Below are 22,588 nucleotides of genomic sequence, written 5' to 3' on the forward strand. Positions count from 1 at the left end.
GTCGTTTCTAGAGGCTATGGTTCCACGCCCCGTTGTTTCGATGAGGAACGTCCACTAATCACCCCGATTTGGCGTCAAGGGCGACTGCTTTCCGGCCTAACGGCCAACATCCGCGTTCGGCGCCAAAGCCCAGGACCGAAATCGACCCGTTGCGGAACTATCCGCTTGTCTCGATCTATCGGCCAGCTAACGTATTGCGATGGAAATCAGCCGCAAAATCGTCGTTGCTGGCGTCGGCTTGGCCGTCACTTCACCGCTTCGCGCGTCTGCTGCGGACATGGAAAGTTCATCGATGTACGGCTTGATCGGCAAAATGACAGCGCAGCCAGGTCATCGCGACGAGCTGGTCAGAGTCCTCATCGAGGGTGTAAGCGGACTGCCGGGCTGTTTGAGCTACATCGTTGCTTTGGACCCGCTAGAGCCGGAGGTGATTTGGATCACAGAGGCATGGCAAAGTAAGGAAGCGCACGGCGCGTCACTCACGCTTCCGGCGGTCCGCGATGCGATCTCGAGAGGGCGACCGATGATCGCGGGAATGTCGAGGGTGGCCGAGACGGCGCCCGCAGGAGGGTACGGCCTCTCGGCGCCCGCCCACTAACATCCGCTTCCCACCCAAAGCTGACATCGCCGGGCCTGCTTCAGGGCCCGGCTTAGGGTCACAAGTCGATTTGCTCTGACATCTCCCAGGCGTCATCCACCTCGATACCGAGATATCTGACTATGCTCTCCAATCTCCTGTGGCCGATCAGGAGCTGGCATGCGCGAAGATAGCCTGTCATTCTTGTGAATGAGCGAGACCTTAGTGCGTCTAAGGCTGTGAGCGCCGTACCCTTAGGGCTCTAGGTCAATCAACGGCGCCATCGGTCTATCAGCCCAGCATACGGCCTGGCGCCGATGTGCTGGCCGCACCGGCTCCGGCTTGGGAACGGCCAGTCGTCTTCAGGCTGGCGCCGCACACTCAGGCGAGCAGCGATCGCATCACGCGCAGGCTCGGTGATCTCAACGGGCACAGGTCTCCCGGTCTTCTGTTGGATGACGACCGACCGCTGACGGAGAACACCGCCTCTCGCCTCATCGCTCACGCGAAGTCGGACCAGGTCGCAGGCGCGTAGTTTCGAATCCAACGCGCAGTCGAACATGGCGAGGTCGCGAAATCTCCTAGCCACACTCAACTGTTGTCGGATGGACCAGATGAGCTTGGGCTTAAGCGGCGCCTTGGGGCCGATTAGACGGCCGGCGTTCCCTGAGGGCTTCGGTTGTAGGAACAGGTCAGACTGTCGCATGCCCCGTCCTCTGAGGTCGCCTCCCTGTCGCGACGCCTGCTTCCGGATAATGAACTTCTGTGCGCCAGTCCCAGACATCCACTGCCGCATTGTTTGGCAATAGCCGCGCCTACTCCGACGGTCGATGCTATGCTGAACGCGGCAACCGTATGGTGAAACAGCTGCCGGCGCCCGGACCGTCGCTTTCCACGCGGATGTCGCCCTTATGCAGATCGACCAGTTGGCGGACCAGGGCCAGACCGATGCCAAGGCCTTCGCTGGATCGATCGTCGGGCCCCTTCAACTGCGTGTACAGCTCAAAGACCCGAGCTTGCATATCCTTGGAAATGCCGACGCCAGTGTCGGAGACGGCGACTTCGACGTAGTCGGGCCCGGCGTTCGCCCGGAGCTGGATCGTCCCGCCCGACGGGGTGTATTTGGCTGCGTTGGTCAGCAGATTGCTGACGATCTGCGATAGGCGGGTGAAGTCGGCTGTGACCCATACGGTTTCCGTCGGTAGGTCAAACGTGAAGGCATGCCCACCCGCGTCGATCCTGGGACGGCTTGTATCGATCGCGGAGTCCAGCACGGTCTTTAACTGCACCCGTTCGAGGCGCAGGGCGATCTTGCCCTGATCGATCCTCGAAACGTCAAGCAGATCCTCGACAAGCCGCGAGAGGTGGAACAGTTGGGTCGCCATCCGCTCCCGGATGACGGCGGCTTGATCTGGCTCGCCGGCGCGATCGAGCAACTTCAGCCCTGCGTTCAGGGCCATGATGGGATTGCGTAGCTCATGACCTAAGACCGCCAGGAACTCGTTCTTGCGTTGATCTGCGGCGCTCAAGGCCGTCGCATGCACGTCCAATTCGTCTCGTTGCAGGCGTATCCGCTCACGCTGCTGATAGAGTTCAATGAAGATCTCCGTCTTCATTCGCAGGATATCAGGCTCGATCGGCTTCTGGATAAAATCGACAGCGCCGGCCTCATAGCCGCGAAACCGGCGCTGCTGTTCTGCGCTGCCCGCCGTGACGAAGATGATGGGGACATGACGGACCCGGGCGTTGCCGCGCATGAATTCGGCCAGTTGGAAGCCGTCCATGCCAGGCATCTGCACGTCTAGGAGGGCGAGAGCGACGTCTTCGGCAAGGAGCAGCTCAAGCGCCTGATCTCCGGACTTCGCCTTGAGCAGGTGGAGACCTTCGCGCTGGAGCAAAGCCTCAAGCGCGAGGAGGTTTTCCTCGAGATCATCGACAAGAAGAACCTTTATCGGGGCGTCGAGGGTCGTCATGCGGATTCGAGTTCCACCAGATAGTTTGCGATGTCCGCCAGACTCATGGCCGTTGCGCCCGCGCAGGCCGCGAGAGCGGCTTCTGGCATCGCTGACGCATAGGCCTCTGACGGGCATTCGACGAAGGCCTCGCCACCCCTTTCCATAACGGCTCTCAGTCCGGCGGCCCCGTCGTTGTTGGCGCCCGTCAGCACGACGCCGATCAGGCCGGCTCCATAGGCGTCGGCGGCGCTTTCGAAGAGAACGTCAATCGATGGGCGAGAATAGTTGACCGGCTCATCCGAGGACAAGGCCAGCCCGCCATCTCGCTCGACCAGAAGGTGATAGTCGGGGGGCGCAAAATAGACGGTTCCCGGAAGGACCCTTTCCTTGTCCTCGGCTTCAAGCACCGCAAGGGCGCAGCTCGCTTGAAGCAGCGGCACGAGACCATTGCCTCGATCCGGGGGGACATGGACCGCGATCAGAATGGGCAAGGGATAGTCCGCTGGGAGGATGGGAAGGATGGCTAAAAGCGCCTGCACGGCGCCGGCGGAAGCGCCGATCACCACCGCGCGTTGTGATGGGACACTCATGCGCCTAGCCTTCGGTAGAGCTTTTCCTGGGGGACGAACTCAGAAAATTCGCCGGCGTGGGCCGAAAACCTCAAACTTTCCTTGGAGCCGAGGCCGAGGAAGCCTCCGCGTGGTAGGGAGTCCTTGAACAGGCCAATGGCGCGATCCTGCAGGGCGCGATCAAAATAGATCATGACATTGCGGCAGGAGATCAGTTGCATCTCGGCGAACGCCGCGTCCGTGACGAGGCTGTGATCGGAGAAGACGACCCGGGCGCTGAGGCTACGGTCGAAGACGGCCCGCCCGTAGTCGGCCGTATAGTAGTCGGACAGGGACGAACGTCCGCCCGACTTCTGGTGGTTCTCGGTGAATTTGCGCAGCCGATCGAGGGCGTAGACCCCGGCTTCTGCTGCGCGGAGCGCATCGGGATTGATGTCGGTGGCATAGAAGAGGGTGCGATCATACAGCCCTTCCTCCCGGAACAGGATGGCTAGGGAGTAGACTTCCTCGCCAGTGCTGCACCCCGCAATCCAAACCTTGAGCGACGGATAGGTGCGCAAATGGGGAAGCACCGTCTCGCGCAAGGCTTTGAAATAGGTCGGGTCGCGGAACATTTCGCTGACCTGCACCGTCAGATAGCCCAGCAGCCGAGGCAGCATCGTCGGGTCGTGCAGGACAGCGTCCTGCAGCGCGGTCAGCGTCGGATAGCCCATCTGGTCGCGGGCCTGCACTAGCCTCCGCTTGATCGACGCACGGGCATAGTGACGGAAGTCGAAATGATAGCGCTGGAACAGCGCCTCCAGCAGCAGTTGGATTTCGAGGTCTTCGAGAGCGTCGGCCATGGATCAGCGCGGCATCCACACGCGGACCAGAGAGAGCAACTTATCGACATCCAGGGGCTTGGCCATGTAGTCGTTGGCCCCTGCTGCGAGACAGCGTTCCTGGTCGTCCGGCATGGCTTTGGCGGTCAGCATCAGGATCGGCAGGCCGCCCCAGCGTCCATCGCTCCGGATGCGCTGTGTCGCGGTGAGCCCGTCCATGACCGGCATCATCACATCCATCAGAACGAGGTCTATGGCGGGTGCAGAGGCGGCGGACGCATCGAGCGCGTCGAGCGCTTCCTGCCCGTTGCGCGCGATCTGCACGACGGCGCCGCGAGGTTCGAGCACGCTGGTGAGGGAATAGATGTTTCGGACATCATCCTCGACGACGAGGATGCGCCGGCCTTCCAGCACGGCATCTCGATTTCGCGCCTTCTGGATCATGCGCTGCTGTTCGGGCGGCATGTCGGCGACCACCTGGTGGAGGAACAGCGAGACCTCATCCAGCAGGCGTTCCGGCGACTTGGCGCCCTTGATGATGATTGAGCTGGAGTAGCGGCGCAGTTGTTGCTCGTGGTCCGCCGTCAGATCCTGGCCGGTATAGACGATCACCGGCGGATAGGCCTGCTGACCGTCCAGACTGAGCGTCTCCAGCAGCGAGAAGCCGGAGGCGTCGGGCAGGGACAGGTCCACAACCATGCAGTCGAAGGTCTGCTGTTCGAGGGTTTGAAGGCATTCCGCCGCCGTGCCCACCCCGACCGTCTCGACCCCGCCGCTCGACAGAAGGGCTCTCATGGCCTCGCGCTGGACGGCGTCATCCTCCACGATCAGGACTCGTCGAACGGTCCGGGTGAGGTCCTCCTCCAGGGCCCGAAGGACATCCGCCAGCGCCTCACGTTTGACCGGCTTGGTGAGATACCCCATCGCGCCAAGCGCGCGCGCGGTCGTGGCATGGTCTCCAGCGGACACCACATGGATCGGTATATGGCGGGTCTGGTCGTCGCGCTTCAGCGTGTCCAGGACCGTCAGACCGGACTGGTCAGGAAGGCCGACGTCAAGGACGATGGCGCTCGGCCGGTACTGTTTGGCCAGCTTGATCGCGTCCTCGCCATTACTGGCCACAAGACACTGGAACGCCATTTCGCGCGACAGGTCCCGGACGATGGCGGCGAAACGATCGTCGTCTTCAACGACCAGCAACGTGCGCCGGTTCACGGCCAGCGCGTCCCGATCATCCTCAATCGCGCGGGGCAGGACAGCGGGCGACGATTTCGGGGCGGCCTGCGTGACTGAGGACGCCGCGGGTTGCGGAGCAAAGGGCGCGCGCGACGCAACCTGAGCGGCGTCGTAGGCGAGGGGCGCGCTGAGGGTGAAGGTGCTGCCTTTGCCGGGCTTGCTTTCCAGAGTGATCGCGCCTCCGAGCAACCGAGCCAGTTCCCTGGAGATCGAAAGTCCGAGCCCCGTCCCGCCGTACTTGCGGCTGATCGTGCCGTCGGCCTGCTGGAAGGCTTCGAAGATGCTGTTCTGCTGTTCGCGCGAAATACCGATTCCGGTGTCTTTCACCGAAAAAACCAAGCCCCGGTCGCCGGGCGCGATCCTCAGCTTTACGCTCCCCTTCTCTGTGAACTTGAAGGCGTTCGAAAGCAGGTTCTTAAGGATCTGTTCCAGACGTTGACGGTCCGTCTCAACCAGATCGGGCGTCCCCTTGGCGACGTCGATCGTGAAGTTCAGCCCCCGCTGGTCTGCAATCGGATCGAACAGCTGGCGCAAGTCGCCGGCCAGTCTCTGGACCGAAACAGCTTCGGGACGGATCTGGACGTGCCCGGCCTCGATCTTGGAGAGGTCGAGAATGTCGTTGATCAACGTCAACAGATCGTCGCCCGAGGACTGAATGGTCCGGGCGTAGCGAACCTGCTCTTCGGACAGGTTTCCGTCGCTGTTGTCGCCGAGAAGCTTCGACAGGATCAGCAGGGAGTTAAGAGGCGTCCGGAGTTCGTGGGACATGTTGGCGAGGAAGTCGGACTTGTACTGGCTGGCCGCTTCGAGCTCCCGGGCCTTGAGGGCCAGATCGGCGCCGGTCCGTTCCAGGTCGTCGCGCTGTCCCTCCAGAACCTGTGCTTGCTCTTCCAGCTGGCTGTTGGTCTGTTCAAGCTCCACCTGCTGCTGCTCCAGCCGCACCTGGGATTCCTTGAGCGCGCGCCCCTGCTCCTCCAACTCCTCGTTGGAAACCCGAAGCTCTTCGCTCTGCACCTGTAGTTCCTCGGACTGGCGCTGGGTCTCTTCGAGGGCGTTCTGAAGATCCAGACGATAGCGCGCCGACCTGAGGGCGACGCCTATCGCAGCCGCACTTTCGTCCAGCAGCCGAAGGACCTGCGGTCCCGGGGCATGGATAAAGCCCAACTCGATCACGGCGTTGATGACGCCATCAGCGTTCGCAGGGGCGATGACGAGATGACGCGGGTCATCCCGTCCCAGCGCGGATCCAATAGTCAGATAGCCTTGAGGGACATCCGTCAGCAGCACTGACGCCCCATCAGCGGCGACCTGGCCCAGAAGGCCCTCCTTAAGTCGGAACTCCATAGGCACGGGCGCGTCTGATGGAACGCCCAGGGTGGCGGCGCGGCGGAAAACGCCGCCTTCGCCCTTGAAGATCGCTGCGGCTTGAAAGTCGACATATCGAGCCAGGAAGCCCAAGATGCTGTCGGCCAGCGCCTCGATGGTCTTGTCGCCGCTCATTGCTTCGGCGAGCCCGACCTGTCCGGCCTGAAGCCACTCCCGCCGGGCGCGTTCCCGCGTGCTGTTGCGGATGAGCAGGAACACCCCGACGGTGAGGGCGGCGCCGAGCAGGGCGGACAGGATTCCGGTCAGCAGGGCGGTCCGGTAAGCGACCTCCATCTCAGACAGCCACTGTCGCCGCTGCTGCGCGACGTCGGCGCGCATGATGGCCAAGCGTTCCCGGATCGCATTCATCGCCGTCCTGCCGCGGTCGGTTTCGATCATCGCGACGGCCGCCGCGAGGCCGCCCGTACGCCGCGCTTCGATTCCCCGGGTCAACTGCTCCATCTTGACGCCGACATGGCGCTTGACCTCTTTGAGGTTGGCCTGCTGCGCTGGGTCGCGCGAGGTCACTTCGGTGAGGATCGCAAGGTCACGGTCCATTGCGGCCACGGCGTCTTCGTAGGGCTCAAGATAACGGTCTTGGCCCGTGAGAAGGTAACCGCGCTGTCCCGTTTCAGCGTCCTGCACGGTCGACAGGACCTGGTCTATGGCCACCAGTGTCGTATGGGTTCCAACCACCTTCTGACTATTGGCGCGCAGGCCCTGGACGTTGAGGTAGGCGACGACGCCGCTAATCAGGAAGAAGGCGAGAACGAGCACGACGCCCACTCCGACCCAAATTTCGACCTTCGATCGAATGCGTCCAACGCCATGCTGCGTCTGAGCCAAGCTCGCTCTCCAACCCGAAAAGTTCATTCCGCCCGTCCATAGCTGCAAGCCACACCTTGGCAAACAGTGCTGAGGACGCCACCGCTGTTTTCATAATTTCCCTGACCGAAAGCCGACGTCCCCAACCGCCGCTTTGAGTCAGGAGCAGACAACGGCGTGGTCCCCGGGAGCGGACATTGGTGGTCGGGCTGATTGTTGCTTAGAGGTATGATGACCAGTGCTGCTCTGAGACGATAGCAATGGGTCGTCCTTGATCCCGCCAGTCACTCGCCTTCAGAATTTTGTTGCCGAAGCTGGAGTGTTTCCACGAGTCGGTGGCGTACGCGCCAACAACCAGGACGTTGGTCTTTTGCGTCAGCGAGCCGGCAGAACCGCCGCGCTCGGCGACTGCTCGCTCGCAGTCCTTGCGTTGCCCGAAGATGAAAGTCCCCGTGAAGCAGTAGGTCTGCCTTTCGAACCTGAGCAGTGGAGCCGGATCGCACAACGGCAAAGATGCAGGCTTCATAACCTCGCCGAGTTCGAAATCGCGGTTGGAGAGGCTGTTTAGCGTATCGAGAAGGGTGCTTTTCTCCTCCTCATCGACGACACCGTCAGCGAGGACTGCATTGATGCGATGATAAAGGGTGCGGATCAGGGGTTGTTGGCTGATGGCCAGGTTCGCTGCCAGCCACTTCTGCAGGAACTCAACTTCACTGTGGTTCAGATCACCGTCTGCGGCCAACCCTCGCGCGAGACCGATGAGCTCATCGATTTGACGGGACGTGATCCGATCGTCACCGAGCGTGTTGAAAACTGCTTCGTCCATCCAGTCACCGCCGACATCCCCGCCAATCGAGCTAACAGAGAGCTATTGCGGCCATACTGCAACCATGTCCGGCTGTTTTCGCATCGGTGGCGGCTCCGACTGACACGGGATCGGGGTACGCCCCACGCTATCGTTGCTGTTGCATTGCGGCGGCCGGGAGCGCTTCGGGCCCAGTCACAGAGGCTGAGGCGAACGGCCTCGATCAATCTTCATCAGAATGGGCCTTTTCCCTCGATCAAGCTTGCCGGTGGACAGACAGAGACGGTCAAGCTGCTCAAGTGACTGACCGCGCCCTCGTGTCGTCGCGCCCACAGTCTGCGTAACAGCGAGGGAGGGGCGAACCTGTCGTACTTCGCCTTCTGCAAGTTGGCGACAAACTCACTGAGATCAGCCGCCGTGAACGCTCCCGGCATCTGCTTCACGAGACCAGCCACCTCCAACGGGCTTGTGCCGGACACTGTCACGCCAAGGTCGTGGGCCTCGCATTCGAGTCCGGCAGCCGTCAGACAGACCGCGAGGACATCGTTCATCGCTGTGCCCCTCCACGTGAGGATGTGGGTGTCGGCGCCGCTGGCGACGAGTGCGTTTTCGGCCAGGTCGAGCGCGTGGAATACTGCCCGCCCTTCCTGCAAAAGCTGCACGGCCGTCTCGTCCAGGAAGGCGGGAAGGTCCTCGTCCAAATAGACGGCGCGGATTTCCGTCGCGAGCCTGTCGTCGATCGGCTCGACCGACTGCCGGTCGAACTTCGGCAAGCGCCCGGCGGGATGCGGCTCAACCGTAAGCACCTTGGCTCGATCATCGACGTCCGCGACCCGCCACCGGCGTCCCGCAAAGGCCAGAAGACTGCCCACCGCCAAGACATTGGAGATCGGGATGGAGCCGAGGGCGCGCGTTCCGTGGATCAGCCTCCATTCCTGGTCGGTCTCGAACACCGCATAGAAGTCGCGGGCGGCGGTGAGCTCCTCACCCATTGTGGCTAGCATCAGGGTTCCATCCGGAGCCTGTTCGATCAATCCCACCTCCGGCCCGGAGATCCATCGCAGCAGCTCGACGAAATCGCTGGGTGTCAGGGCCGCCAAAGGGCCGGCGCCGCAAAGCGTCTTGTAGAGGGCGTCTGCCCGCGCGCCGCCCTGTTCGGTGATGATCGACAGGATTTGATGGATTGCAACCGTCACGATCGCCGGATCGTCACCAGGCGTCTCGACGAAGCGACCGAGAAGCAGGCGAATGGCGGCGACAGCCCGGACGACCTGGGGCCTCAGGCGGTCGATTGGGTCCGAGGCCCGACCGAGGTGCCGCTCGCGCGTATAGATTCGGAGAATGGCTGGTGTGTCCTTGCGCCGCCCGCTTCGGCCGAGCCGCTGTCGCAGCGAGGCCAGTGAACGCGGCGCGCCGAGCTGAGCCACCGACTTCACAGATCCGAGGTCGATGCCGAGCTCCAAGGTCGTGGTAGCGATCGCCGTCGTCGGCAGGGTTCCCGCCTTGAGGCGGGTTTCGAGCTCCTCACGTAGTTCTTTGGAAAGGCTGCCGTGGTGGGGGAAGAACTCATTGGGCACGCCCGCCCTCTCGGACCGGCGGAGGAGGCGGTCCGAGAGCGCCTCGACGTTGTGGCGCGAGCCTCCGAAGAACAGGGCGTTGTCGCCCCGGAGAACGGAGAAGACATGGTCTGCGATCCGGTCGAGAGCCTCGTCGCCGCCGTCTACTTCCAGATCATCGCCCGACAGGCCGCTTTCGACGGGCTCGATGTAACCCCGGACCTGAAGCTTTAACTCGGGCGCGGCGCCTTCGGGTTGAATAACGTCCACCGACATGGGGGCCTGCGCGTTCAGCCAGGCGGCTGCGATGCCCATGTCGCCCAGGGTGGCGGACAGGCCGATCCGCCTGGGCCGGCGCGCCGACATCAGCTCCAGGCGACGTAGCAGGCTGAACAGATGCAGCCCGCGCGGCCCCTGAAGGAAAGCATGCAGTTCGTCGACGACGATGGCGTCCAGGGACCCCAGAAGCCGGCGCGCATCCGTCGAGCGGCGCAGAAGAAGCGCCTCGATCGATTCCGGAGTGATCATCACCACGCCGTGAGGCGTCTTCAATATCTGTTGCTTGGGACCCTGGGGCGCATCGCCATGCCAGCGCACCAGGCTTACCCCCATGCGCTCACACAGAAGGTCCAGCCGCCGGTGCTGATCGTTGATCAGGGCCTTGAGCGGTGCGACGTAGAGGATCGAGACGCCCCTCTCCTCGCGGCCGGCGGCCTGGGTGAGGAGGGGCAGGAAGGCGGCTTCTGTCTTGCCGGCTGCGGTCGCCGCAGCGATTACGACGTCCCTGTCGCTTCCCAGGATTGTCCGGATCGCCTGGTCCTGCACGGGCCGCAGTTCGATCCAGCCTTCGTCGCGAATCCAGCGCCGAACCTCCGGATGCAGCCGATCAAAACTGGTCTCGGTCAAAGCCGCAGCGTCGCCAGCTCGTCGTCCCCGCCCACCTCGACCTCGATGTCTGCGGCGCCGTCGGTGTCGTTGGCGATATCGACGCCGCCGATCAGGTCCGCCCAGCCCTGTCCAGGGTTCTGCTCCAACACCGACAGAAACTGGACGAAGGCCTTGATGGTGTTGCGCGGCGTCCGGAAGTAGGCTTCCCCGATCCGCTTGTTGCAGTGGGTCATGAACAGCGGCAGGGCCTCGTCGGGCACGAGGTACTTTTCCGGGTCGCCCAAGGCGAAAACGGTCCTCAGATTGAACAGGAGGATCAGCAGATCTTCAGGGGTCAGGCTCTGGAGCCGAATGACCGGTCCCGACAGATCGATCAGCCCATTGGTCGCAAAGGCGTTCTCGACCAGCCGCGACTGCAGGGCCTGATAGCTGTACAGGCCGCGCCGGCTGTCCATCAGGAACTCCGGCGTGCCCCCGAAGACGAAGCCGATGCCGGAGGCGTTACCCTGCAGGACGTCGTTCACAATGCGCAAGATCTGCTCGAAGTTCTGGTTGCGCGCCTGGGCGCTCTGGAGCTTGTACAGGTTGACCATCTCGTCGAAGACGATGACGAGCCCGGCGTATCCGGCCAGCCGGACGAAGGCCGCGAGCAGTTTGAGGCTGTCGTAGACGTCGCCGTCGTCGATGATGTTGCGGACACCCAGAGCCTGCCGGGCCTCGGTCTTCGTGGTGTATTCGCCTCGCAGCCAACGCAGGGCGGCCGCCTTGCCGCCGGCGTCGGCGTCCTCGCTGGCGCGCCAGTAGGCTTTCAGCACCGCCGCGAAATCGTAGCCGCCGTTGTGATCCTGCAGCGGGGCGAGACGCTCATCGATTACCGCCTCGACGCCCGCTCCGCGCCCTTCGGCGTCACGCACACATTCGGTAACGAATTTCTCGACGATCGAGGCGAGAGCATTGCCGTCGGGCTTAGTCCGGGTCGCCATGTTGCGAACGGCCTCGGCATAGAGCCCCCTCGCCTGCCCGCCGGTCGCGTGGATCCGCCTGTCCGGTGCCAAGTCGGCATGGATGGTCACGCATCGCCGTTCGAGAGCGATCAGTCGGACGAGATTGAGGAAGAAGGTCTTGCCGGCACCGTACTCTCCGATGACGAACCGGACGGCCGAACCCCCGTCGGCGATCCGGTCCACGTCGCGCACGAGAGCATTGATCTCAGCCGATCGGCCGACTTGGATATGTGGGAGGCCCGACCTCGGAACGACGCCGGCTGCAAGGGCCTGGAGGATGATGTCGCGATCCCGCGGCTTGAGCGTCGGTGCGGAGGTCATGCAGCCAGATCCAGAGCGAGAAGCTGAAGTCGGAGGGGCTCAGGGCAGGTAAGGTCGTCATCACCCTCGAGGACGGGCTCGTCGAAGCGGTCGAAGGCCCAGTCGTTGATCGTCTCGATCGCGCCGTCCGGGAGAAGCTTCAAAGCCTTGGCGCGGGTGTCAAACGTCGCGCGGTCAAGCCCGCAAGCGTCGACAACGGCCCCCAGGAGTTCAGAATGAGCGACATCAAGCCCCTCAAAGCGCGCCGAAGTCGTCTCCGCGACCGCCGGCGGAGCGACGGGGGCCTCCTCCTCCGCGAAGATGCCAGCTAGGAGACTGGACACCTCCGCCGTTTCCAGGCGCAGCCGGGCCAGGCGGGCGGGATCGATTTGCACGGTGGTCGGAACGACAGGTTCCTGGGGGATGGCGACGCCGTCCTTGGCAGCGGGCGCGGCCTCGGCCACTGTGACCGGTTCGTCGCGCGATGCCGGGCCCCGGTGGAGGGTGGCGTAGACCTCGTCCTGGGGCAGGCCCAAAGCCCTATAGAGTTTCTCGAGAAAACGGATTTCGGCGGGCTGGACCCGACCGTCGGATAAAACTGACGCCACTGCGGCACGCGCCGCCTCAGTCCTTAGCGGCACCGGCAGTTTGGACAGTTTGGTGATCGCCGCGAGCTGGCGCGGGCGATCCTGAAGCAACCACATCGCATAGGCCGACAGGCGTGTACGCTCCTCAGGCCGGAGGTCCGTGGCGGCGCGAATCACGGCCTCGATCTGGTCGAGCTCGGCCGAGACCACTTCGCCATCCGAAATAGCCGCGATCGCTGAAATCTCCGCCATTGTACGGACCGATCGGTAGGCGGGCTGTTCGCAGTCGATCGGACCACCGCCCGCCGCCCGGTAAAGGACCACCTGGCTATCAGACGTCAGGCCGGCGTCTCCGTAACGGCGATCCGGTTCGAACGCGATCTGCAGGCGATCCAGGACGACGCCGAACTGGCGATGGATGCCGACCGGCACCTTGCCCTCGACCTGATCCATTCCGATAAGGTCGCAGAGCCGCGTGACCGCCATCGGGACGATAGTCTGGTCGCCGATGATGGCGTCGAACTCCGCCTTGAGGGCCCGTGCACTCAGCCCCCAATCGGTTTCGATCAGGTCGTCCGGAAGGCATAGCGCAGCCTCTAGTGTGCCTCGAGCCTCGGGCTTCCGACCCAGAAGCCGGCTGTAGGCCTCGAGATCGGTCTGGCACTCCGACAGAAGATCGCGAAGACCGCTTAGCGGCGCGGCGATGGCCGCAATGTCGGGCAGGTCGCCGAGATCAAGGGTCAGCTCGAACGCGCTGCTTGCGCTTCGATACTGACCAGTAAGCCTGCGTTTGGGCGCACGGACCTTGAGCCCTTCAGGATGCCGCCGGTCAAAGCGGAGGCGCCACAGCACCGCGAGTTCCTCGAAACATCGCGAGCCGGGCGTGCGAAGATAGGTGTCAGGCAGACAGAGCGCCCAGACCAGGCAGTCGTCTGCGTCGAACGGAAGCTGTTCCGCGAGGCGCGCGCCGAGATAACGCCTAGCCGGAAGCGGGATCTCGAACTCTCCATTGCCCATCCTCGGAGACAGGATCGGCCGTTCAACCACGCCGGATCTCACGAGCTCGGCTGCTTCGAGAAAACGGCGCGCATAGCCATCGAAGGAATAGTTATCGCCGTAGGCGACTCTGAGTCGGGCGACCTCCGCGATGATGCTCTCAGCCTCCTTGAACGCCTTGTCGATGAACAACCGGCGTTCCAGGCCGTAGAAGAACAGGAAGACATAGCCGACGCCGACGGGGTCGACCCGCCCGGCGGCCAACCAGTCGAGATAGGACCGGCGCGCGTTCGACGTCAGGTCTCTGTAGGACGGCCAGTACGGCAAGCTTGATCCGAGCGGATCGGTGCCCGACAGGCTGACCTGCAATGACGGGTCCACCAGACTGCGTTCGTTCAGCCATTCGGCGGACGCTCCGGCATGGCCTGCGTAGATCATTCCTCCCGGCACGCGCACGGGTCCGATCTGAAGGCCATCGCCCGCCGCGATCCAGCCCGGAGACAGCCGTGCGGGAGCCGCTGCCAGGGCCTGTGACCGTGCGGGCATCGGCGCGACCGTACGGGTTTCCACTGGGGGTGACGGGTCCGGCCGCCCCTCTCCCTTCCGGCTCGCGAAGGCTACGGCCTGATCAAGGGTCGAGAACCCGTAGGCCCCGGCGACGTAGCGGCCATCGTGATAGGTGACCCCATGATCGGCCATGCGCGTGGCATGCGGCGATGGGGCCAGGATCGAGGCGCGCGAAGCGGAAGCCGTTGCAACCGGTAGAGAGGCGAGTGAAGGTGTCGCCACCGCGGAGACGGAGGCCCCTCCTCTGGGCTCGGCCTCACCGTGGGCGGCCAGCCTTCGGGCGTAGTTGACTGCCTGGGCCAACTCCGAGAAGCCGTAGCCCTTCACGACGTAGCGCCCACCGGTCAGGGCGATGCCGTGGGCGTTCATCAACTCACCGCGCGGATCCGGCGCGACGTCCGGAGCCGTGGGTGCCGGCATCGGCGGGTCCGACGACGGAGAGGTCTTGGCGTCCAAACGTACGAGCGGCAGTTCAAGCCGGATATGCCGGGTTGGGAAGACTAGCTCATCGTCGTAGAGCGGTACCCGCGGCGGCGGGCTTGCCGCAGTGCGTTTTCGTTTCTGCGCCTGGGCGTTCAACGCCAGCCAAATGACCACGACGAGAACGCAGATTATGATCAGTGCCAACAGCCCGTTCCCCCGGATTAACGGACCCTACCGCACGTGCATCTCGCGAGCTAGGCACACGGGGAAGATGCGGCAGTGAGAGGCCAGGCAGACATTCCAAACCATTACTGCGGGGCGGGGCGGACATTGTCCCTTTTGGTCGGCAGGACGCAGGAACCATCCGTTGGACTCCGGCCGGTCGGCCGCCTTTGTACGTTCAGGGCACGACCGGGCGTTCGACAACTACCTTCATGGCGCTTCAGCCGGTTTCACCTAGATGCGTGAACGCTCGCCCCGCATTGTGACCAAATCTGTGACCAAATCAGATTTCGAGATAATCGAAGGGGTTAGGCTCGTGCCTAACCCCTTGATTTCCCTGGTCGGAGCGACAGGATTCGAACCTGCGACCCCTTGACCCCCAGTCAAGTGCGCTACCAGGCTGCGCCACGCTCCGAAGGCGCTCCCTATAGACGCGGGTTTCGCGCGCCGCAAACGCAAAAACAGGTTTTCCACCTAGCTTCTCAGAACAGCGTCCAGTCGGGCCTTGGCCTGTTCCAAATCCATCAGCACGACATTCAGCCGCTCAGTCACGCCGGACAGGGCCGGCGTCCTTGAAATCAGGGGCTCAGCCGGGGATTCGGCGTCGCGCGCCTCGATCAGGCCGGCCATGTCCGCGCCGACCAGCGTCTTGAGCCCCTGCTCCTTGTGCAGCCGTTGCACCCCGCGGATGGTCAGGCCGTCCTCGTGCAGCAGCCGCCGAACCGCCTTAAGCACGGCGATGTCCTGGGGCCTGTAGAATCGACGTCCACCGGCGCGCTTCACCGGCGTGACGAAGCTGAACTTGGTTTCCCAGAACCGCAGAACGTGCTGCGGGGCTCCGACCTCCTCGGCCGCCTCAGAAATGGTGCGGAAGGCGTCGGCGCTCTTGGCCAAGCGAATCAGGCCTCGACGTCGGCGTCGTGAACCCGGCTCTTCATGATCTGAGAGGCGCGGAAGCTGATGACGCGACGGGGGTTGATCGCCGCCGGTTCGCCGGTCTTGGGGTTGCGGCCCATGCGGGCCCGCTTCTCACGCACCTGGAAGACGCCGAAACCCGACAGCTTTACGGTATCGCCCTTTTCAAGCGCCTCCACGATCAGCTCCAGCGTCCGTTCGACCAGGGACGAACACTCCTGGCGGGACAGACCGACCTCTTCATGCACGGCTTCGCAAAGGTCGGCGCGCGTTACGGTATGGTTGCCCATCATAGTCCCGTCTGGAAACGATCTTCTGGGCGCATAGGGGCGCAAACTTCTCAGAAAATCAATGCCCGGCGCAGCGGTTAAAGCCTCAAGGCGCAGGCGCCCCAGGTCAGGCCGCCGCCCATGGCTTCCAACAGCACCATATCGCCCTTCTTGATCCGCCCGTCCTGGATCGCCGCATCCAGCGCCAGGGGAATTGAGGCGGCGGAGGTGTTGGCGTGAAGAGCCACGGTCGAGATCACCTTGTTCTCGTCCAGACCCAATCGGTCGCCGACGCCCTTGATGATCCGCTGATTGGCCTGGTGCGGCACGAACCAATCGACGTCGGCCACCTCGATCCCGGCGGCCTCACAGGCCGCAGTGATGCCTTCGGCGATATTGACCACCGCATGGCGGAACACCTGATTGCCCGCCATCCGCAGATGGCCGACGGTTCCGGTCGACGCCGGCCCGCCGTCGACATAGAGCAAATCCGTCTTGGACCCGTCGGCGCGCAGGGCGAAGCCCAGCATCCCCTGGTCGGCGGCCGTCCCCTGCCCCTCGCGCGGCTCCAGCACCACGGCGCCGGCGCCGTCGCCGAACAGCACACAGGTCGTCCGGTCGGTCCAGTCCATCAGCCGCGTCATTTCCTCGGCGCCGATCACCAGGGCGCATTTCGACAGGCCGCGGGCGACGAAGCCGTCGGCGACGCTCAACGCATAGACGAAGCCGGAACAGACCGCCTGAACGTCAAAGGCCACGCCGACGCCGGCGCCCAGCTTGTGCTGAACGATGGAGGCCACGGCCGGGAATGTCATGTCCGGCGTAGTCGTCGCCACGATGATCAGATCGACATCCGCCGCCGTCTTGCCGGCGTCGGCCAGGGCCTTCCTGGCGGCCTCGACCGCCAGATCGCTGGTCGGCTGGTCGTCGCGCGCCTTGTGGCGCTGTTTGATCCCCGTGCGCTCCTGGATCCATTCGTCGGAGGTGTCGACGATCTGGGCCAAGTCGGCGTTGGTGACGATCTGCTCCGGCAGATAGGAGCCGACGCCGGTCACGGCGCTGCGGGTGACGCTCACTGAAGGGGTTCTCCGGCGGGGGCGGCGGGCGCGCTGGAATGGTCGAACACGGCGTCCAGCTTGCCCAGATTGGCGCCGACCTTGGTCATATAGTCGCTGCGGGCCAGATCCACAGCGATACGGATGGCGTTTCCGAAGCCCTTGGCGTCGGCGCCGCCGTGGCTCTTCACCACAATCCCGTTCAGCCCCAGCAGGGGGCCGCCGTTGATGGCGCTGGGGTCGATATTCTCGCGCATCTTCTTCAGGGCCGGCATGGCGATGGCGGCGCCCAGCTTGGCCTGCAGGTTCGAGGTCAGGGCCTCGCGCAGCAGGGCCGAGATATAGCGGGCCGTGCCTTCGGCCGTCTTCAGGGCGATATTGCCGGTGAAGCCGTCGGTGACGACCACGTCCACCGTGCCCTTGGCGATGTCGTCGCCTTCGACGAAGCCGTAATAATTCAGGTCGAACGGCCCGTCGCGCAGGATGGCGTGCGCCTCCTTGACCTGTTCATTGCCCTTCATGTCCTCGGAGCCGACGTTCAGCAGGCCGATGGTCGGGCGAACGGTGCCGCGCACCGCCGTCTGGAAAGCCTCGCCCATGATGGCGAACTCGACCAGTTGCTCGGCGTCGCTGCCGATGTTGGCGCCGACGTCCAGAACCGCCGTATGGCCCTTGAAGGTCGGCCAGCTGGCGACGATGGCCGGCCGCTCCAGGCCCGGCGCCGACATGCGCAGAATCAGTTTGGAGATGGCCATCAGGGCGCCGGTGTTGCCCGCCGAGACCACGCCGCCGGCCTCGCCGGTCTTAACCGCCTCGACGGCGTTCCATAGGCTCGAGCCCTTGCCCCGGCGCATGGCCTGGGCGGGCTTCTCGTCCATGGCCACCACCTTGTCGGTATGACGGATGTCGACCGTGTCGGCCGGCAGGCTGCAATGCGCCAACTCGGCGCGAATCCGGGTCTCGTCCCCATGCAGCAGGAAGCGGACTCCCTCCCCGCCATGGGCGCGGACAAAGCTTTGGACGCCCGGAACGACGACGGATGGGCCGTGATCGCCGCCCATGGCGTCAAGCGAGATCGTAACTGGGGCTGGCAAATGGACCTCGACTAACCGCGTCGTCTTGTCGCACGACACTGGATATAGGCGCCGGACGATAGCGCCGACGCCGGGGGATGCAACCGCACGGCCCCTGCGTCAACCTCAGCCTTGGTCGTCCTGCGGCTTCAGGGCCTTCAAAGCTGCAAAGGGCGAGATTTCGGCGGGCTCTTCCGGTTGCACGAACTGCGCCCCCGGCTTGCGCGGAAAGGGGTCCAGAGACAGGACCAGCTGCTCGACCGCATACTGCCCCAGGTCGATCTTGCCGTCCTCGATCAGGTCGGCGTCCTCCTCCTCCAGGGTGACTTCGATCTCGTCGGTCTGCTGCGGCTCGGCCTCGGCCAACTGAATCGAGAAGCGGCGGTCCACCTCGACCGGCAGGGGTTCCAAGGTCAGGCCGCAGGTCTGGATCGCATGGGCCGTGACGCGCCCCTTCATCGTCCACTCGCTGCTCGACGGGGTCGGCTTGACCTCGATCTCTACGGCGAAGGCGTCCAGGCCCTGCAGATCCAGGGCGCGCGCAATTCGCTGACGCGCCTCCGCGTCGGGCTCCAGGCGTCGGCTCAGCCCCGCGCCGATCTGATTGACCCGCACCGTCTCGCTGTAGGGGAGGCTTGCGCTCATGGTCTCAAACATCCGTCCAGGCCGGCTTCACCAGCACATCATTGAATTCCTGCGCCGCCAGGGCGGCTCGCGCGGCCAGGGCGTAGCGCGCCAAATCAGCCGCCTGTTCCGCCCGCGTCTCGCCATAGACATTGCGCGCCAGAGCTTCGGTCAGAGCCGCCGCATCGCCGTCGCGCAGCGGCGGCTCATAGGCGTTCATCCGGCCGTACAGGGCCTCGCCCAGCTTGCGCATCTTCTTGCCCACCGAAATGTCGCCGACGCCTTCTTCCCGCAACGCATGGTCCAGCGCCGAGACATAGACGTCGAACAGAGCCTGGGCCGCGTCTCGACCGCTCGGCGTGTTCTCATCGCGCAGCCGCAGCACCAGCAGCAGCACGTGCAGCGTATAAAGTTCGAACCGCGCGTCGATCCGGTCAGCCACGCCCAGTCGCGTATAAAGTCCCGGCCGGCGCGCCTGCTCCACCGCCAGGGCGTACAGGGCGTCGCCAATGCGGACGCCTTCGCGGGGTTTGAACAGGTTTTTCAGCATGGCTTTAAACGGCCCCTTTTCCGCCGCGCCGTTGAACTAGGACGCAGGTCCGTCTAGGTCAAAGATCTTGTTCTCTCGCAGGCGCCCGATCATGTCTCGTTTCGTCCCGCTTTTCGTCGCCGTTTCCCTGGGCGGCCTGTCCGCCGCCTGCGCGCCGATGGTCGGCTCCAACGGCTTTCAGGTGATCGACGCCAAGCCCCAGGACGTGGTCGCCGGAACCGACACCAAGGAGACGGTGCTGGCGCGGCTGGGCTCGCCCTCGACCACCTCGACCTTCGAACCGGACAAGGTCTGGTACTACATCAGCCAGACCACTGAGAAATACACCTACAATCTGCCGGTCGTTTCCAGCCGCACGGTGACCGAAATCACCTTTGAGCCGAACGGCGACAAGGTCGCCGCCGTGCGCACCCTGGGGCTGACGGACGGCGAACAGATCGCGATGAACAGCCGCGAAACCCCGACGCGCGGCCGCGCCCTGACGGTTCTGGAGCAGCTGCTGGGCAACGTCGGCCGCGGCCAGCTGCCGCGCACCGAGGACGACACTCCCGGTCAACGCCGCCCGGACTGATCCCCGGCGCATCGCCCAAGGAAAAACGCCCCGGAGAATCGCTCTCCGGGGCGTTTTCACGTCAGCCGACCGTCCCGCTGGCCAGCACCGCCAGCAGCAGCAGGGCCACGATATTGGTGATCTTGATCATCGGATTCACCGCCGGCCCCGAGGTGTCCTTATAGGGGTCGCCCACGGTGTCGCCCGTGACGGCCGCCTTGTGGGCCTCCGATCCCTTGCCGTGCACCACGCCGTTCTTGTCGGTGAAGCCCTCCTCGATCACCTTCTTGGCGTTGTCCCAAGCGCCGCCGCCCGAAGTCATCGACACGGCCACGAACAGGCCGGTGACGATCACCCCCATCAGCATGGCGCCCAAGGCCGCAAAGGCGTTGGCCTTGTCCGAGATGGCCATGACGGCGACGAACAGGACAATGGGCGACAGGACCGGCAGCAGCGACGGCGCGATCATCTCGCGAATCGCCGCCTTGGTCAGGATGTCCACCGCCCGTCCGTACTCGGGCTTGACCTGATAGGTCATGATGCCGGGGTTCTCCCGGAACTGGCGCCGCACCTCGGCCACGACAGACTCGGCGGCGCGCCCCACCGCCATCATCGACATGCCGCCGAACAGGAAGGGCAACAGCCCCCCGAACAGCAGGCCCACGACCACATAGGGGTTGGTCAGGTCGAAAGCGACCGTCCCCATGTCGGGGAAGAAGGGATAGTCGGACGGATTGGCCGAGAAATATTGCAGGTCCGACGTATAGGCCGCGAACAGCACCAGCGCCCCCAGGCCCGCCGAGCCGATGGCGTAGCCCTTGGTCACGGCCTTGGTCGTGTTGCCCACGGCATCCAGCGCATCGGTCGAATGCCGCACCTCGCTGGGCAGGCCCGCCATTTCGGCGATCCCCCCGGCGTTGTCCGTCACCGGCCCAAAGGCGTCCAGGGCCACGATCATCCCCGCCACGCCCAGCATGGTGGTGGTGGCGATGGCGATGCCGAACAGGCCCGCCAACTGGAAGCTGGCCACAATGCCGACGATGATGGTCAGGGCCGGCAGCGCCGTGGCCTCCAGCGACACCGCCAGCCCTTGGATGACGTTGGTCCCATGACCCGACACCGAGGCGTTGGCCACCGACCGCACCGGCCGGAAGCCCGAGCCGGTGTAGTATTCCGTGACCACCACGATCGCTGCGGTCACCGCCAGCCCGACCATTCCGGACCAGAACAGGGCCATGGGCTGGATGACCAGACCGCCAGTCGTCGTCACCGGCCCGCTCACCATCTGGTCAATGACCCACCAGACCGCGCCGATGGACAGGACGCCGGTCACGATCAGCCCCTGATACAGGGCGCCCATGATGTTCTGGCTCTTGCCCAGCCGCACGAAGAAGCTGCCGATGATCGAGGTCACGATACAGACCGCGCAGATCGCCAGCGGCAGCACCATCAGCATGTCCACATAGGGCTGGCCGCGGAAGAAGATGGCCGCCAGCACCATGGTCGCCACGGTCGTCACCGCATAGGTTTCGAACAGGTCCGCCGCCATGCCGGCGCAGTCGCCGACATTGTCGCCGACGTTGTCGGCGATGGTGGCGGCGTTGCGGGGATCGTCCTCAGGGATGCCGGCCTCGACCTTGCCCACCATGTCGCCGCCCACGTCGGCGCCCTTGGTGAAGATGCCGCCGCCCAGTCGTGCGAAGATCGAGATCAGCGAGGCGCCGAAGCCCAGGGCCACCAGGCCGTCGATCACCTCGCGGCCGACCGGGTTCAAACCGAGGTGGTGGGTCAGGACGATATAATAGCCCGACACCCCGATCAGGGCGCCGCCCGCCACGAACATGCCGGTGATCGCGCCCGACCGGAAGGCCAGGTTCAGCCCCTTGGACAGGCTTTCGGAGGCCGCCTGGGCCGTGCGAACATTGGCCCGCACCGAGATCAGCATCCCGGCGTAACCGGCCGCGCCCGACAGGACCGCCCCGATCAGAAAGCCCACGGCCGCATAGGGGCCGATCAGCAGATAGGCGGCGATCAGGATCACAATCCCCACCAGGCCGATGGTCAGATATTGCCGCTTCAGATAGGCCGAGGCGCCTTCCTGAATGGCGGCGGCGATCTCTCGCATCTTGTCGTTGCCAGTGCTCGCCTTCATCAGGGCGGCGGTCTGAACGGCGCCGTAAAGCACCGCCAGAACACCGGCCGCGAAGACCAGCGTAAGATAGGTCGTCATTGGCGTTTCCATGCCCTTGCAAACAGGCGCGCAGGCCTGGCGCGGCGGGCGGGCCTTAGGGCCTCTGTCCGCCTTCCGGTCCCCCCGCACGCGGCGAGCGCGTCATTGCGCCCCTTGGGATTTTGCAGAGGGAGCGTGTCACGGGCGTCAAGTTGACGCAACCGTGATCGTTGACCGCTAGTGAGCGGTCGGCATGCCGGAGCGACGGCGGGGGCTCTGGGCGATGATCTCGACGCCGGTCACCGAGCCCCGTCCGGAGATGGTGTTGGCGGCAGCGACCAGGGCGGCCGACATGCGACGCTCGTCCAGGCGCGTCCAGTCGCCGGGAACGGTGAAGGGGGTCCGGTGCGCGGCCTTCACCAGGGCGTCGCGGAAGAAGGCCTCCTTCAGCCGCATCTGATCGGCGGTCTTGCCCGCGCCGAGCATCAGGCGGAGCGAGACGAAGACATAGTTCCGCAGCCGACCGTCAGCGATGACGGGCAGGCCCACCCCCGCTATGCCGAAGGTCGGGGGCCCTTCGGCCGCCTTCTCGGAGGAGGCGGCGGCGGAACCGGCGGCGGTCCCGGCGAGGGCGACGGTTCCGGCGGCGATGAAGCTTCTGCGATCCATGCGACCAGCCTAACGGC

General features: G+C 64.5%; 18 protein-coding genes and 1 tRNA gene. 2 read left to right on the forward strand and 17 right to left on the reverse strand.

What is annotated here, in order from left to right:
* Positions 1-199: 199 nt before the first annotated feature.
* Entirely contained in the window at positions 200-598 is a 399-nt protein-coding gene (locus BSP_RS12080) for a putative quinol monooxygenase (protein ID WP_227975957.1), read from the forward strand.
* Positions 599-1,410: 812 nt separating this feature from the next.
* Here the strand turns inward: BSP_RS12080 and BSP_RS12085 are convergent.
* The 15 genes from BSP_RS12085 to BSP_RS12155 form a co-directional block, all read right to left on the reverse strand.
* Positions 1,411-2,550 carry a hybrid sensor histidine kinase/response regulator gene (locus BSP_RS12085; protein WP_152950506.1) on the reverse strand — a complete coding sequence of 380 codons (1,140 nt, stop codon included), beginning with the start codon at positions 2,548-2,550 and terminating at the stop codon, positions 1,411-1,413.
* Complete coding sequence (locus tag BSP_RS12090) at positions 2,547-3,122, reverse strand: chemotaxis protein CheB (protein WP_152950507.1); 576 nt, start codon at positions 3,120-3,122, stop codon at positions 2,547-2,549. The genes BSP_RS12085 and BSP_RS12090 overlap by 4 nt, the downstream gene beginning before the upstream one ends.
* Positions 3,119-3,943 (reverse strand): protein-glutamate O-methyltransferase CheR, encoded by an 825-nt coding sequence (locus BSP_RS12095; protein ID WP_152950508.1) that lies wholly within the window; start codon positions 3,941-3,943, stop codon positions 3,119-3,121. The genes BSP_RS12090 and BSP_RS12095 overlap by 4 nt, the downstream gene beginning before the upstream one ends.
* A 3-nt stretch (positions 3,944-3,946) precedes the next feature.
* Complete coding sequence (locus BSP_RS12100) at positions 3,947-7,369, reverse strand: response regulator (protein ID WP_227975958.1); 3,423 nt, start codon at positions 7,367-7,369, stop codon at positions 3,947-3,949.
* 199 nt (positions 7,370-7,568) lie between these two features.
* Positions 7,569-8,174, reverse strand: coding sequence for a BRCT domain-containing protein (locus BSP_RS12105; RefSeq protein WP_152950510.1), 606 nt, complete (start codon positions 8,172-8,174; stop codon positions 7,569-7,571).
* Positions 8,175-8,386: 212 nt separating this feature from the next.
* Complete coding sequence (locus BSP_RS12110) at positions 8,387-10,615, reverse strand: DEAD/DEAH box helicase (RefSeq protein WP_152950511.1); 2,229 nt, start codon at positions 10,613-10,615, stop codon at positions 8,387-8,389.
* Positions 10,612-11,922 (reverse strand): ATP-binding protein, encoded by a 1,311-nt coding sequence (locus BSP_RS12115; RefSeq protein ID WP_152950512.1) that lies wholly within the window; start codon positions 11,920-11,922, stop codon positions 10,612-10,614. Before BSP_RS12115 ends, BSP_RS12110 begins: the two co-directional genes overlap by 4 nt.
* The gene (locus tag BSP_RS12120; protein WP_152950513.1) at positions 11,919-14,678 is read right to left on the reverse strand and encodes a TerB N-terminal domain-containing protein; all 2,760 of its coding nucleotides are present in this window, start codon (positions 14,676-14,678) and stop codon (positions 11,919-11,921) included. The genes BSP_RS12115 and BSP_RS12120 overlap by 4 nt, the downstream gene beginning before the upstream one ends.
* A 356-nt stretch (positions 14,679-15,034) precedes the next feature.
* Positions 15,035-15,111, reverse strand: a tRNA-Pro gene (locus BSP_RS12125).
* Positions 15,112-15,170: 59 nt separating this feature from the next.
* Positions 15,171-15,590 (reverse strand): MerR family transcriptional regulator, encoded by a 420-nt coding sequence (locus BSP_RS12130; RefSeq protein WP_152950514.1) that lies wholly within the window; start codon positions 15,588-15,590, stop codon positions 15,171-15,173.
* Positions 15,591-15,595: 5 nt separating this feature from the next.
* Positions 15,596-15,901 (reverse strand): integration host factor subunit alpha, encoded by a 306-nt coding sequence (locus BSP_RS12135; protein ID WP_152951144.1) that lies wholly within the window; start codon positions 15,899-15,901, stop codon positions 15,596-15,598.
* Between the two features lie 77 nt (positions 15,902-15,978).
* Entirely contained in the window at positions 15,979-16,956 is a 978-nt protein-coding gene (locus tag BSP_RS12140) for a beta-ketoacyl-ACP synthase III (RefSeq protein ID WP_152950515.1), read from the reverse strand.
* Positions 16,953-18,029 (reverse strand): phosphate acyltransferase PlsX, encoded by a 1,077-nt coding sequence (plsX, locus tag BSP_RS12145; RefSeq protein ID WP_227975959.1) that lies wholly within the window; start codon positions 18,027-18,029, stop codon positions 16,953-16,955. Before plsX ends, BSP_RS12140 begins: the two co-directional genes overlap by 4 nt.
* Positions 18,030-18,134: 105 nt before the next feature.
* Complete coding sequence (locus tag BSP_RS12150; RefSeq protein ID WP_082382706.1) at positions 18,135-18,653, reverse strand: DUF177 domain-containing protein; 519 nt, start codon at positions 18,651-18,653, stop codon at positions 18,135-18,137.
* 4 nt (positions 18,654-18,657) lie between these two features.
* Positions 18,658-19,182 (reverse strand): ubiquinol-cytochrome C chaperone family protein, encoded by a 525-nt coding sequence (locus BSP_RS12155; RefSeq protein WP_054765965.1) that lies wholly within the window; start codon positions 19,180-19,182, stop codon positions 18,658-18,660.
* Positions 19,183-19,273: 91 nt separating this feature from the next.
* On the opposite strand from BSP_RS12155, the gene BSP_RS12160 reads away from it, so the two are divergent.
* Complete coding sequence (locus tag BSP_RS12160; protein WP_152950517.1) at positions 19,274-19,753, forward strand: outer membrane protein assembly factor BamE; 480 nt, start codon at positions 19,274-19,276, stop codon at positions 19,751-19,753.
* Positions 19,754-19,814: 61 nt separating this feature from the next.
* Here the strand turns inward: BSP_RS12160 and BSP_RS12165 are convergent, their stop codons facing one another.
* On the reverse strand, positions 19,815-21,962 hold the full coding sequence (locus BSP_RS12165; RefSeq protein ID WP_152950518.1) for a sodium-translocating pyrophosphatase: 2,148 nt from the start codon (positions 21,960-21,962) through the stop codon (positions 19,815-19,817).
* Positions 21,963-22,139: 177 nt separating this feature from the next.
* The gene (locus BSP_RS12170) at positions 22,140-22,571 is read right to left on the reverse strand and encodes a hypothetical protein (protein WP_054765968.1); all 432 of its coding nucleotides are present in this window, start codon (positions 22,569-22,571) and stop codon (positions 22,140-22,142) included.
* Between the last annotated feature and the right edge of the window lie 17 nt (positions 22,572-22,588).

The organism is Brevundimonas sp. Bb-A, assembly GCF_009394735.1.
Classification (GTDB): domain Bacteria; phylum Pseudomonadota; class Alphaproteobacteria; order Caulobacterales; family Caulobacteraceae; genus Brevundimonas; species Brevundimonas aurantiaca.

Coding starts and splice junctions, on each gene's coding strand:
- BSP_RS12085 (WP_152950506.1), bottom strand. CDS start 2,550: ATGACGACCCTCGACGCCCCGATAAAGGTTCTTCTTGTCGATGATCTC.
- BSP_RS12135 (WP_152951144.1), bottom strand. CDS start 15,901: ATGGGCAACCATACCGTAACGCGCGCCGACCTTTGCGAAGCCGTGCAT.
- BSP_RS12080 (WP_227975957.1), top strand. CDS start 200: ATGGAAATCAGCCGCAAAATCGTCGTTGCTGGCGTCGGCTTGGCCGTC.
- BSP_RS12165 (WP_152950518.1), bottom strand. CDS start 21,962: ATGACGACCTATCTTACGCTGGTCTTCGCGGCCGGTGTTCTGGCGGTG.
- BSP_RS12095 (WP_152950508.1), bottom strand. CDS start 3,943: ATGGCCGACGCTCTCGAAGACCTCGAAATCCAACTGCTGCTGGAGGCG.
- BSP_RS12155 (WP_054765965.1), bottom strand. CDS start 19,182: ATGCTGAAAAACCTGTTCAAACCCCGCGAAGGCGTCCGCATTGGCGAC.
- BSP_RS12115 (WP_152950512.1), bottom strand. CDS start 11,922: ATGACCTCCGCACCGACGCTCAAGCCGCGGGATCGCGACATCATCCTC.
- BSP_RS12170 (WP_054765968.1), bottom strand. CDS start 22,571: ATGGATCGCAGAAGCTTCATCGCCGCCGGAACCGTCGCCCTCGCCGGG.
- BSP_RS12150 (WP_082382706.1), bottom strand. CDS start 18,653: ATGAGCGCAAGCCTCCCCTACAGCGAGACGGTGCGGGTCAATCAGATC.
- BSP_RS12105 (WP_152950510.1), bottom strand. CDS start 8,174: ATGGACGAAGCAGTTTTCAACACGCTCGGTGACGATCGGATCACGTCC.
- BSP_RS12160 (WP_152950517.1), top strand. CDS start 19,274: ATGTCTCGTTTCGTCCCGCTTTTCGTCGCCGTTTCCCTGGGCGGCCTG.
- BSP_RS12090 (WP_152950507.1), bottom strand. CDS start 3,122: ATGAGTGTCCCATCACAACGCGCGGTGGTGATCGGCGCTTCCGCCGGC.